We start from the raw sequence: 12,466 nt of genomic DNA, 5'->3' as shown, positions 1-12,466 counted from the left end.
TGCAGTGGCAATCTTTACGGACCCCATCAGGGAACACGCTGATTTCGGGCCGGGGGATGCCGAGTGGCTGCACCTCCTGGTGGGCGACTGGCAGATGGTGGCCGATCTCGCGTTTGCCGACCTTGCCCTGTGGTTTCCCCATCCGGAGCACGGCTACGTCGCCCTGGCGCACGTCCGGCCCTCCACGACACATACGGTGTTCCACGCCGACTTCGTCGGGGAGGGCATCCGGTCGGACCTGCAGCCGCTGGTGGACAAGGCGTGGGAGAGCCGCACCATTGAGCGTTCCAGTGAGACGAACTGGAGCAGCGACATGGCCCTGCGGGTTGAAGCAGTGCCGATGGTCAGGAACGGCCGGACGCTCGCGGTGGTCACCTCGCACATGGACCTGTCCAGTTCGCGGATGCCGTCCAGGCTGGAGCTGACCTACCGCCAGTGTGCCTATGACCTGCTGCGCATGGGCACACTGGGTCTCTGGCCGGACTTCGCCTCGCCGACCGGTTCCCGCCGCGGTGCTCCGCGCGTGGGGGACGGCCTGATCCGGCTCGACGCCGAGGGCATCGTGCAGTACGCCAGCCCGAACGGCGTCTCGGCTTTCCGACGCCTCGGTGATGGCGAATCCCTGGAGGGCCGCTCACTGGCAGAGGTCACCGCGGGTCTGCTGAAGGACCGCCGCATGGTGGACGAGACGCTGCCGCTCGTTGTAACCGGACGGATGCCGTGGCGCAGTGAGATCGAATCCCGCGGCGTGAGCCTGTCGCTGCGCGCGATTCCGCTCAGGGACGAGCAGCAGCGGTTCGGGGCGCTGGTCCTCTGCCGCGACGTTTCCGAGCTGCGCCGCCGGGAGATGGAACTGGTCACGAAGGACGCCACGATCCGTGAAATCCACCACCGGGTCAAGAACAATCTGCAGACGGTTGCCGCGCTGCTGCGCATGCAGTCCCGTCGGATGGTCAGCGACGAAGCAAAGCAGGGCCTCGAACAGGCCATGCGGCGCGTGGCAACGATTGCCCTCGTGCACGAGACGCTCTCGCAGGGGCTGACCCAAAGCGTTGATTTCGATGAACTCATCGGACGCCAGTTCCGCCTGTCCGCGGAGGTGGCCTCGCCGTCCCAGCAGGTCCGGACGCAGCGGTCGGGCCTGTTCGGTGAGCTCCCCAGCGACTTCGCAACGCCGCTGGCGCTGGTGATCAACGAACTCGTCACTAACGCCGTCGAACACGGACTGGAGGGACGTACCGGCACGGTGTGGCTGCTCGCCGACCGCTCGGCGAACGAGGACGACGAGGAACTGCTCACTGTCACCGTGGCGGACGACGGCGTTGGACTGCCGGACACGCCGCATGTGGAGGGCCTGGGGCTTCAGATTGTCCGGACGCTGGTCACGAGCGAACTGGGCGGCACCATCCAGTGGCAGCCCCGTGAGGGCGGCGGAACCGCGGTGCAGATTGTCCTGAGTCTGGCAAACCGCTGACATGAAAAAACGACGGCCGCGGACCAATGGTCCGCGGCCGTCGCCTTTAATTCCTGTGGCAGCTGTTTGCTGCAGTAACGCGTCAGGAAGCGCGGCGTGCCCGGGCTGCCCGGCGCTTAAGCGCACGGCGCTCGTCCTCGCTCATGCCGCCCCACACGCCGGCGTCCTGTCCGGACTCCAGCGCCCACTGAAGGCAGGTGTCAACTACCGGACAACGGCGGCAGACGCTCTTCGCTTCTTCGATCTGCAGCAGGGCCGGGCCCGTGTTGCCGACGGGGAAAAACAGCTCCGGGTCTTTGTCGAGGCAGGCCGCGCGGTTACGCCAATCCATGCTGATCAGTCACTCCATTCCTGGGAAGTCAATAGCCTTTGTGAAAAAATTCACTAGGGCTTACATAGGAAAGGGGCCCTGCAGGGCCCCCTTGGTCATCTGGATCAAGCGTTTCATGTTAACGCTGTGTAAACAAGGGGTAGTGGACTACGAAATCCGCCAGAAACGTGAGCGATGCATCACATCCACGGGCTGTCCCGCCGCGTGTCGACTATCTCGGGTAGTGTGCCAGTGTGTCAAGAGCCCCAAAAGACCCGTCCGGCCCGTTCTCCCACGACGGGGACAACGGCATCCCGGAGGAGGCGGCCCCGGCTAGCGCGGAGCCCTCAAACCAGGGCCGTCCCCGCGCGATCGCCGTGATCTCCGCGATTGTGGCAGCCGAGGCGACCGCCTTGCTGGGGGCGGCGGCCTGGTACGGTTTCCAGCTCGTTACTGGCGCGCCCGTCATGTCGTTTTGGGGTGCTGTCTTCACACTCGGCCTGCTCCTGGCATTTGCGGCCTGGCTGTACGCCGTTGCGGTGTTCCTGTTCCGGGGTTTCCGCTGGCCGCGCGCCGGGGCACTGGTGGCGCAGCTGTTCGTGCTGACGATTGGGTTCCCGACCCTCACCGGCGGGTTTCCCGTGGCCGGTGCCGCGATGCTGATCCCGGCCGCCACGGCCATCATCCTGCTGTTCGACAAGCGTGTGATTAGCTTCGCCTCCCGCGCAGCTTCTGCACCGCCGGCACTATGACGCAGTTGGCGCCCTGACGCAGTTGGCGCCCTGACGCGGGTGGCGCCCTGACGCAGCTTGGGTGTCTCACCCTGCAGTGCCCTCGTCCGGCCGCTTGCCCGGCATTTTGGCTCCATCTTCGGCCAGTGCCAGCTGGACTGGCAGTGCCGTACCGTCCGCCACGAGCAGGGCGCGTCCCGGCGGGGGATGGGAATCCGGCTCAATCCGCAGCCCGAAGATGTCGCCATCCAGGGGACTGCGGGGTGCGATGAGGACGCCCTTGCCGCCACTGCGGGCCGCCAGCGCGAGCGGGACGCGCTGCATCAGCGACTGGCTGAAAGCAGCGGAAAAAACTATTGCCCAACCGCGGCTGTTCAGGTCCGCGAGATGCTGGTGCGAGGCGGCAGGCAGCAGGTCGGCGTCATCGACGAGGAGTATCGCGTCCCGGGGCAGGCGGCCTTCCACGGCATCTTGGTGGACTTCAGTCCAGAAGCCGTCCGTTCCGGTTTCCTGGCCGGCCTGCAGCCACGCGGTCACCGACGGATTGAGCGCCGGCAGGGAGGCAAGGAATGAGGACTTGCCAGAACCTGCACTGCCCAGCACGGCAAGGACTGACCCTCTCGGCAGGCACACGGCGGCCGGGGCGGGTTCGTCCCCGCCCACGCCGACCACCAGGCGCGGTGAGGCTGTGCGAACGGCAGCCGGTGCGGGAACGGCCCCGGGTGCAGGGGCATCCGAATTCGGGGAATGGAAGCGGCGGGCGTCATCGTCGGGGCCGTCTGAGGCGGGAACGGCTGAAGCCTGCCCGGCTCCGGGCATCCGGAACAGTACGTCCGCCACCGAGAGCCGCACCGGAAGGGGATCCACGCGGAAGGGCCTGACCTGTACCGCCCTCTGCGCGGCCCCGCCGGCGGCCGTGCCTCCTCCGCGCCCGACGCGTCCGCTACCCGGGACGAAAAGCTGGCAGACGGCCTGGCGCCCGGCGCACAGGGCGCCGGATGCGACGGCGCGCCCCGGAACCGGCGGAAGGTCTGGCATTTTGGGCCACGCCAGCCTGCTCTCGGCGCTGGCGCCCCGCGGGCAGTAGACGCGGTTGGGGATGGCCGGAAAGAACCGCGACGTTACGAGTTCGCGGTCGCCGGAGATCACGACGGTGATTCCGGCAGGGCGGCCATCCCTGACAATGTCCTGGAGATGGTCTTCGGCGCGGTTCAGAGGACCTGAGCGGAGGGCCGACAGCCAGGAGCCCCAGCCGGAAACGGCCAGTACCAGCGGCGGACCAGGAGCTTCCGTAGGCCGGCTGAGCCGCTCGGACATTTCGGCGGCCAGGCGCTCCAGCAGGCGCACGCCGCGGCGGAGGTCGTGGAGGTTTACAAAGGATCCGGTGCGGTGGGCGCCGGCCAGTCCCGCCAGGGACCCGTCCGCATCGAGGACGTAGAGGTGGCATTCGGTGGGATGGGTCAAGAGCTGTTGGACTGCCGTTGACACGGTGCAGGCAGCATCGCCGGATCCCGCGCCGATCAGGGCCAGATGCCCATCAGTTCCGGGCCGCCAGCTGAGATCGGCGAGCCGCTGTTCGTCGGGCAGGTCCAGCAAACCCAGCCGGACGGCCCAGTCACCGGTCATCCCCGGCACTGTGTCGACGGACACAGTGCCTGCAGGGAGGGGGCCGCCAGGGACAGGACTTTCAGGGCCCGGGCCTTGCGCGGTGAGTGTTGCCGCGTCAGCGGCTACCACCAACTCGTCTGGCAAGGGTGGAGCCACCGGACGGCGCACCGCGCAACCGCCGATCCCCGCCCACAGCGCGGCCGCCAGCTCCACGACAGGCCTGGCAGTGTCGGACGGGGTCGCCGGCGCAGGACTGCTTCCGTCGACGAAAGGCAGCATGGCAAGCGCCTCGGTGGTCTCGAGCACCCTGAGGCAAGGCGAGGAGTCCTCGTTCACCGCGGCAAGTGATGCCGACTGGAACTCCTCCGCAGGTTCGGTTCCCCTCGCCAGGTAGGCCCGGCCGGGCCGGTTAACGGGTATCGTCGAGGCCGCTTCGGTGCCGATGACATCGGCCGACTCGTGCGCGGACTGCACACGCAGGGCGATGCTGGTGGTGACGTTCGCGCGGATGTCCGAGGTGAGAGCCCCCTGTGGGCGCTGGGTCGCCATGATCAGGTGGATACCCAGGGACCGGCCGATGGCCGCAATCCTCATCAACTCGGTGAGGGTCTGCGGAGCGTCCTCGACCAGCATCCGGAACTCGTCAATGATGAGGATCAGCTGGGGGAGGGGCGGCCCGCCAGCCGGTGCCAGCCGATAGGCGGCCAGATCCGGGGCTCCGGCGGCTGCGAGAACTTGTTCTCGCCTGCGGACTTCTGCCCGCAGGGACACCACCGTACGCTCCAGCTGGCTGCTGGCAAGGTCCGTCAGCATGCCAACGCAGTGCGGGATGCCAGTCAGCGGACTGAGCCCGGACCCGCCTTTGAAGTCGAGGAAGAGGACATTGACGCGGTCCGGCGGATAGCACAGTGCGAGCCCGGCGGTCATGGTGCGAAGCAGCTCCGATTTCCCGGAACCCGTGGTGCCGGCAACGAGGACGTGCGGGCCGTCGGCCTCAAGGTCGAGGACGCGCACGCCCCGGGCGGTGCGGCCCAGGGGAATGGTGAGTCCTGGCGCCAGTCTGCCCGCCGCCCAGCGCTTCGCCGTCGCAGCGGCCGACCCATCAAGGAGATCGCCCAGCCCGCAGCGTGCAGGCACGGCATGCCCGTCGGCCGGAACGTCAGGGAGGGACGGCCCATGGGTCCGGCAGTAGCGGTCGAAAACACCGGCCGGCACCAAGTCTGCGATAAAGCGCTGACACGAGTCCCGCATGCGAAGCACCGCTCCGCGCTCGCCGAGTTCAATGTCGGTCTCCGACGGCTGCTGTCCGGGCCCAGGGAGATGAAGCACCCGCCAGCCCAGCCCCCGCGCGGTTGCGACAATGCCTGCCTCCGCGGTGCCGGCTTCCGCACTGCCGAACAGCAGCAGTATGCGTGCCGTGCCCTTCCTGCCGGACGCGTCCGTCAGGGCCGCCATGGTGTCAGGGGCCCTGGTATGGAGTGACACGCCGGGAAGGAACCGGGCAGCCAGCGGCAGGACGGAAACCGGTCCGTGAACCGCGATCCGGGTGCCCCTGGCCAGCGGGTACCCGGCGAGCTGCATGAGGAAGTAGCGGACCAGGCCATGAACCTCCGCTTCCGGCCCCCGGACGGTCACGACCGCCGGCCCCGGGTCAAGGAGCAGCGGCACCGCGCCGAGCCCCGGGGGTTTGAAGCCCGGCCGCTCCGGCTCCAGGCGGATGTTGGCCAGCTGGTCGGCCAGGCCAAGCCGCAGCCAGACACCGGGCGCAGGGTTGGGCGCGTCCGTGGACAGCGGAACCTCCCGGGCGAGGTGCGGTCCGCCGCCGGCAGGGCTCCTCACGGCAACCGCGGCGCCAATGGCCAGGACAGCAGCGGACGGTGCGGACCGTCGTCGTCGTTCCTGATCCTGCGCGGCTGCCGCCGCGACTGCCGACGTGAGTTCACGCCGCTGCCGGGCGCCTGAGACCAGTGGGACGAGCAGGGTTACTGCCGACACCAGCGTGAAGGCCAGAAACATCCATGTCCCCGTCATCAGGGCCAGGCCCACACCGATGATCACCGGGAGAACGGCCCCGAGAACCAGCACCGAACGGCCAGCCGGTGCGGCCGGACCGGGCACGGCAATGGGCTCCGCCACAGTGCTCCCGGCAAACCCAAGGTCATCCTGCTGAGCAGCCGGCGGCGCAGCCAGAACGACCGACATGGAGGAATTGCCGCAGCGGATGCGGGAACCGATCGCGATGGCTGTTTTTGACACCCGTTTGCCGTCAACCTCCGTGCCGTTGACGCTGGCAAGGTCCACCAGGGTCAGGGCTGTGTCCGAAACCTCAATTTTGGCGTGCTCGCGGGACAGGTCGGCGTCCGTAATCGTCAGCTCAGTGCCGGTACGGCCGATGCGGTAGCTTCCCCGCCGCAGCGGAAGCACGGAGCCTGCAGCAGGGCCGCTGTCCACCGTGAGGAGGACGGCGGCGGCAAGTTCGCCGGCAGTTCCTGGGCCGGACGCCGGACAGGCGGCAGGGCCGGACGCCGGACAGGCGGCAGGGCCGTCCACGAGGACAGCCCCGTTGACCAGGGGCGCGTGGCCGGCAGTCAGCTCACGGAGCGGCAGGCCAGCTACTGACAGCGCGCCAGTCCGGAATGTGCGCGTGAGCTCAGCCTCCAATATTGTCCCGGGGCACCCCTCCGGGGCCGTCACCGTCAGCTCTACTGGCATGGTTGGGAAACCGGGGCCGCTGGAAGCAGCACCGGGGGCGCGGACCAGAGTGCATTGCAGCAGCACCGGCGATCTCCGTTCTTCGGGAAAACCTGGGCACCACGCTAGTGTCGGCGCGGCCCGAAGTGAGGCCGTGAGTTGGTCCATGTGGAAAACCCGGCCGCTTCCCCGGACCGCGGAGTCCTGCTACGCCGCACCCGGCCGCGGAATCGGCGTAAGGTCCGGTCAGCGGATAGTGTTAAGCAAAAGCGGGTGTGGCAGCGTGGCTGCCGCCTGCCAGTCCTGAGAGAAAAGGCTTCTGACTCGTGAAGATTGCTGTAATTGCGTTGGGAAAAATCGGGCTGCCGCTGGCTGTCCAGTTTGCTTCCAAAGGCCATGACGTCGTCGGTGTGGACGTCAACCAGCAGGTAGTGGAGCTGATCAACGCGGGGACCGAGCCGTTTCCGGGTGAAGCCCACCTGCAGGAGAAGCTTTCCGAACTCGTTCCGGCGGGCAGGCTTCGTGCCACTACTGATTACGCCGATGCTGTTCCGGGTGCGGACGCCGTGGTGCTGGTGGTCCCTTTGTTCGTGGACGCGGATGCCAAGCCTGACTTCGGCTGGATGGACGGCGCAACGGCGGAACTGGCCAGGCACCTGACGCCGGGCACCCTGGTGTCCTATGAAACGACCCTGCCTGTGGGCACCACGCGGACGCGCTGGAAGCCGGCCCTCGAGGCGGGCTCCGGGCTGGTTGAGGGTAAGGACTTCCACCTCGTCTTCTCGCCGGAGCGTGTGCTGACCGGGCGGGTGTTCGAGGATCTGCGCAAGTACCCGAAGCTGGTGGGCGGCCTGTCCGAGGCGGGCGCGGCCAAGGCCGTTGAGTTCTACGAGTCGGTGCTGGACTTCGACGAGCGTGCTGACCTTCGCCGGCCGAACGGGGTCTGGGACCTGGGATCCGCGGAAGCGTCCGAGCTGGCCAAGCTGGCCGAGACCACTTACCGGGACGTGAACATCGGCCTGGCCAACCAGTTCGCCCGGTTCGCCGGGACCGCGGGCATCGACATCTACCAGGTCATCGAGGCTTCCAACTCGCAGCCGTACAGCCACATCCACCAGCCGGGCATCGCCGTCGGCGGTCACTGCATCCCGGTCTACCCGCGCCTGTACCTCTGGAACGACCCCGAGGCCACGGTGGTCCGGGCGGCCCGCGCGGCCAACGCCGACATGCCGGATTACACCGTGGGCCTCCTCGAGGGTGCCTACGGCGATCTCACCGATGCCCGTGTGGTGGTGCTCGGTGCCGCCTACCGCGGGGGCGTGAAGGAAACCGCTTTCTCCGGCGTGTTCGACGCCGTTTCCAGCCTCGAGAAGCGCGGTGCCGTGGTGACGGTGCACGACCCGCTCTACACGGATGCTGAACTGGAAAAGCTCGGCTTCACCGCGTACCACGTGGGCGAGCCCGTTGACGCGGCCATCGTCCAGGCCGACCACGCCGAGTACCGCACGCTGGCCCCGGCTGACCTGCCCGGCATCAAGGCCTTCATTGACGGCCGCCGGGTGAGCTCGGCTGACCGGTGGGACGGCGTCGTTTACCGCGTTATCGGCAAGGCCTAAAGAGCGCTTCGCGGCCGCCTTGGCCGCTGCGGCCGGTCCGCAGCGGCACTTTTGAGAGGAATCACAGTATGACGACGACCATTGCTCCGAGCGCCGACGTTTCGGACCAGGCAATCCTCGGCGAGGGAACGAAGATCTGGCACCTGGCCCAGGTGCGGGAACAGGCGAACCTCGGCGCGAACTGCATCGTGGGCCGCGGCGCGTACGTCGGCACCGGAGTGCAGATCGGTGAGAACACGAAGATCCAGAACTACGCCCTGGTATACGAACCGGCCAGGCTCGGCAAGGGCGTCTTCATCGGTCCGGCCGTGGTCCTGACCAACGACACCTACCCGCGGTCGGTCAGCCCCGACGGTTCGCTCAAGAGCGCCCACGACTGGACGCCGGTGGGCGTGACCATCGAGGACGGCGCCTCGATTGGTGCCCGCGCGGTGTGTGTTGCCCCGCTGACCGTGGGGCGCTGGGCCACGGTGGCCGCCGGCGCTGTTGTCACGAAGGATGTGCCTGCCTTTGCCCTGATGGCCGGGGTTCCCGCCCGGCGTCTTGGCTGGGTGGGCAAGGCCGGTGAGCCGCTGCGCCAGGAGGGGGACTTCTGGGTCTGCCCCGCCACCGGCGCCAAATACATTGAAGACGGAAATTCCCTGAAAGAGTCTGAGGAGAACGCATGAGTTACGACTTTATCCCCGCGGCGAAGCCGATCATCGGCGATGACGAGCGGGCCGCCGTCGACGCCGTTCTGGCCACCGGAATGCTGGCCCAGGGCCAGCAGGTCGCCGAATTCGAGAAGGAATTCTCCGAGGTTCTCCTCGACGGCCGCTCCTCCGTGGCCGTCAACTCCGGCACCTCGGGCCTGCACCTGGGCCTCCTGGCCGCCGGCGTCGGCGCAGGCGATGAAGTCATCGTTCCCTCGTTCACCTTTGCCGCGACCGGCAACTCGGTGGCGCTGGCCGGGGCCACCCCGGTGTTTGCCGACATCGAACTGGACCACTACACCCTGGACGTGGACCACGTCGCCTCGCTGATCACGGAGAAGACCAAGGGCATCATGCCGGTCCACCTGTACGGGCACCCGTTCAACGTCGAGGGCCTCGGGAAGCTCGCTGCCGAGCGCGGGATCGACCTGTACGAGGACGCAGCCCAGGCCCACGGCGCCAGCTTCAACGGCCAGAAGGTGGGAACGTTCGGCAAGTTCGCCATGTTCAGCCTCTACCCGACGAAGAACATGACCTCCGGCGAGGGCGGCATGGTCTCCACCCCCGACAGCACCGTGGAGCGGAACCTGCGCCTGCTGCGGAACCAGGGCATGGAAAAGCAGTACGAGAACGAGCTCGTGGGCTTCAACGCCCGGATGACCGACCTGCACGCCTCCATCGGCCGGGTCCAGCTGAAGAAGGTCCTTGGCTGGACCGAACAGCGGCAGCAGAACGCGGCGTTCCTCACCGCCAACCTCCAGGGCGTCGGCACGCCGAAGGTCGCCGAGGGCGCGTCGCACGTCTACCACCAGTACACGATCCGTGTGCCGGAGGACCGGGACGGACTGGCCAAGGCCCTGCGCGAGGAATTCAACATCGGCACCGGAGTGTACTACCCGGTTCCGAACCACCGCCTGCCCTCGTTCAACCGCACCGAAGACCTGCCCAACACGGAAACCGCGGCGAAGGAAGTCCTGTCCCTGCCGGTGCACCCGTCGCTGAGCCAGAACGACCTGGACCGCATCGTCACCGCGGTCAACAAGCTCGTCCGGGCAGGTGCGTGATGGCTAACCTGCGCGTCGGCCTCATTGGCCTGGGCATGATGGGCCGCCACCACGCGCGCGTGGTGCGGGAGCTCGACGGCGTCGACCTGGTCGCCGTCGCCGACTCCTTCGGCGACCCGCACGGCGTTGCCGGCCAGCTCGGCGTCCTGTCTTCGGTCGAGGAACTCATCGCCGCCGGCATTGACATGGCTGTGGTGGCCGTGCCCACCGGCCTGCACGAGGAAGTCGGCCTGGCCCTGGCCGACGCCGGCGTCCACACCCTCGTGGAAAAGCCCATCGCCTCCAGCGCGGAGGCCGGCCAGCGCCTCGTTGACGCCTTCGACGCGAAGGGCCTCGTCGGCGCCGTCGGCCACATCGAACGGTTCAACCCGGCGCTGCAGTCACTGCGCAAGCGGATCGAAGCCGGCGAACTCGGTGACGTTTACCAGATCGCCACCCGCCGCCAGGGCCCCTTCCCGGCCCGGATCGCCGACGTCGGCGTGGTTAAGGACCTCGGCACGCACGACATCGACCTGACCGCGTGGCTGGCACAGAGCCGCTTCGAGTCGATCTTCGCCCGCACCACCACCCGCAGCGGCCGCCCGCACGAGGACATGGTCGCCGCGACAGGGCAGCTCGGCAACGGCGTCATCACCAACCACCTGGTCAACTGGCTCTCCCCGATGAAGGAACGCCTCACCATCGTCACCGGTGAAAAGGGTGCCTTCGTGGCCGACACCATCACCGCGGACCTGACGTTCTTCGAGAACGGCACGGTCGCCACCGAATGGGAATCCATGGCAGCGTTCCGGGGCGTTTCCGAAGGCAACGTCACCCGGCTCGCCATCGCCAAGCCCGAACCGCTACGGACCGAGCACGAAGCCTTCCGCGACGCCGTCCTCGGACTGCGCAACGACATCGTCACCATGCGTGAAGGACTGGACACCCTCCGCGTGGCCGAAGCCGTGCTCGAATCCGCCACCAACCGGCAGATCGTGAAGATTGCCGCTTCGTGAGTGACAACAGACCTGTCAGGGTCACCGTGGCAACACGGCTGTTCACACCCGAAGTGGGTGCGGCCTCGTTCCGGCTGAAAGCTCTTGTGGACGGACTGGTGGCCGGCGGCGCGGACGTCCGCGTGGTGACCACCAGGCCGCCCAAGGGATCGCCGGCGTTCAAGCCCCGGTACAAGGTCTCCCGGTGGCCAGTGCTCCGCGACGCCGGAGGCAATGTGCGCGGCTACGTGCAGTACATGAGCTTTGACCTGCCCGCCTTCTTCCGGCTGCTGTTTTCGCGCGCCGACGTGGTGGTGTCCGAACCGCCGCCCACCACCGGGGTGGTGGTGGCGCTGACGTCTGCGCTGCGGCGCAGGCCGTTTGTCTACTATGCGGCGGACATCTGGACTGAAGCCCTGTCCGCCACGGACGTGCCCGCCGTCGTCATCCGCGTGATGCGCGCCGCCGAGGGGTTTGCGCTGCGCAGGGCTGCCAAGGTCATCGCCATCTCCGACGCCGTGGCACAGAAAGTCGAGCAGTTCGGTGTTCCGCAGAACCGTGTGACCGTCGTCGGCAACGGCATCGACACCTCGGTGTTCGGCCCCGAGGGGGAGAGCGCCGGGTCCGACGGACCGTACTTTGTGTACACCGGAACCATGTCCGAGTGGCAGGGCGCCGACATCTTCATCCGTGCCCTGCCTGCGGTGCTCGCCGAATACCCCGGCGCCAGCATCCGGTTCTTCGGGCAGGGTGCCGACGAACCCCACCTGAGGGAGTTGGCCGGGGAAACAGCGCCCGGCCGTGTGACGTTCGGCGGGGTCATCCCGCCCGCTGACGCGGCCCGCTGGATCCGGGGCGCAGCCGCAGCCCTGGTCAGCATCAAGCCGGGCCAGGGTTACGACTTTGCCAAGCCCACCAAGATCTACGCCGCCGCCGGCTGCGGGACGCCCGTGGTCTTCGCCGGAACCGGGGAGGGCGCGGCGCTCGTGTCCGGCAACGGACTCGGTGAAGCGGCCAGCTACGACGTGGACAGCGTCGCCGCCGCCATGTGCCGTGTTGCGGCTGCTGAAAAGTCCGGCGGCAACGCGGACGGCCGGGATGCCAGGGCCGGCTGGGTGCAGCAGAATGCTTCGCTGGCAACGTCAGGGCAGCATGCCGCCGCTGAAGTGCTGTCCACCGTAGCGTCCAAGGGCTAGTTTGAACCACCGGGGCGGCCCTGCGGGGCCGCCCCCGAATGCGGGACGCTTTTTAACTTCGGGTAGTCTAGACCCGGCAGATAGGGCTGCTGAACCCTGCCACCAAAACA

At 67.9% G+C, this 12,466-nt stretch carries 9 protein-coding genes; 7 read left to right on the top strand and 2 right to left on the bottom strand.

Features of this window, described 5'->3' with window-relative positions; all coding sequences use genetic code 11:
- The first annotated feature begins 4 nt into the window (after positions 1-4).
- The gene (locus ACFTR6_RS01540; protein WP_076801737.1) at positions 5-1,474 is read left to right on the top strand and encodes a sensor histidine kinase; all 1,470 of its coding nucleotides are present in this window, start codon (positions 5-7) and stop codon (positions 1,472-1,474) included.
- A gap of 82 nt (positions 1,475-1,556) precedes the next feature.
- Here ACFTR6_RS01540 and ACFTR6_RS01535 read toward each other — a convergent pair whose 3' ends face one another.
- Positions 1,557-1,805, bottom strand: coding sequence for a WhiB family transcriptional regulator (locus tag ACFTR6_RS01535; RefSeq protein WP_003804966.1), 249 nt, complete (start codon positions 1,803-1,805; stop codon positions 1,557-1,559).
- Between the two features lie 233 nt (positions 1,806-2,038).
- Between ACFTR6_RS01535 and ACFTR6_RS01530 the strand changes: the two genes are divergently transcribed.
- Positions 2,039-2,536 (top strand): hypothetical protein, encoded by a 498-nt coding sequence (locus tag ACFTR6_RS01530; RefSeq protein ID WP_377956636.1) that lies wholly within the window; start codon positions 2,039-2,041, stop codon positions 2,534-2,536.
- Between the two features lie 66 nt (positions 2,537-2,602).
- On the opposite strand, the gene ACFTR6_RS01525 is transcribed toward ACFTR6_RS01530, so the two are convergent.
- Positions 2,603-6,835 (bottom strand): FtsK/SpoIIIE domain-containing protein, encoded by a 4,233-nt coding sequence (locus tag ACFTR6_RS01525; protein ID WP_377956635.1) that lies wholly within the window; start codon positions 6,833-6,835, stop codon positions 2,603-2,605.
- 305 nt (positions 6,836-7,140) lie between these two features.
- On the opposite strand from ACFTR6_RS01525, the gene ACFTR6_RS01520 reads away from it, so the two are divergent.
- The 5 genes from ACFTR6_RS01520 (at position 7,141) to ACFTR6_RS01500 (ending at position 12,356) form a co-directional block, all read left to right on the top strand.
- Complete coding sequence (locus tag ACFTR6_RS01520; RefSeq protein ID WP_377956634.1) at positions 7,141-8,430, top strand: nucleotide sugar dehydrogenase; 1,290 nt, start codon at positions 7,141-7,143, stop codon at positions 8,428-8,430.
- A gap of 68 nt (positions 8,431-8,498) precedes the next feature.
- Positions 8,499-9,098, top strand: coding sequence for an acyltransferase (locus ACFTR6_RS01515; RefSeq protein ID WP_377956633.1), 600 nt, complete (start codon positions 8,499-8,501; stop codon positions 9,096-9,098).
- Positions 9,095-10,186 (top strand): DegT/DnrJ/EryC1/StrS family aminotransferase, encoded by a 1,092-nt coding sequence (locus ACFTR6_RS01510; RefSeq protein WP_377956632.1) that lies wholly within the window; start codon positions 9,095-9,097, stop codon positions 10,184-10,186. Before ACFTR6_RS01515 ends, ACFTR6_RS01510 begins: the two co-directional genes overlap by 4 nt.
- Positions 10,186-11,181, top strand: a complete 996-nt coding sequence (locus ACFTR6_RS01505; protein WP_076801749.1) for a Gfo/Idh/MocA family protein — start codon at positions 10,186-10,188, stop codon at positions 11,179-11,181. The genes ACFTR6_RS01510 and ACFTR6_RS01505 overlap by 1 nt, the downstream gene beginning before the upstream one ends.
- Positions 11,178-12,356, top strand: coding sequence for a glycosyltransferase family 4 protein (locus tag ACFTR6_RS01500; RefSeq protein ID WP_377956630.1), 1,179 nt, complete (start codon positions 11,178-11,180; stop codon positions 12,354-12,356). The genes ACFTR6_RS01505 and ACFTR6_RS01500 overlap by 4 nt, the downstream gene beginning before the upstream one ends.
- Positions 12,357-12,466 lie beyond the last annotated feature (110 nt).

Origin of the sequence: Arthrobacter sp. NPDC057009 (assembly GCF_042673905.1) — a bacterium.
Taxonomy (GTDB): domain Bacteria; phylum Actinomycetota; class Actinomycetes; order Actinomycetales; family Micrococcaceae; genus Arthrobacter.
Note: the sequence above shows the minus strand (reverse complement) of the source record. Positions and strands in the feature narration are given on the sequence as shown.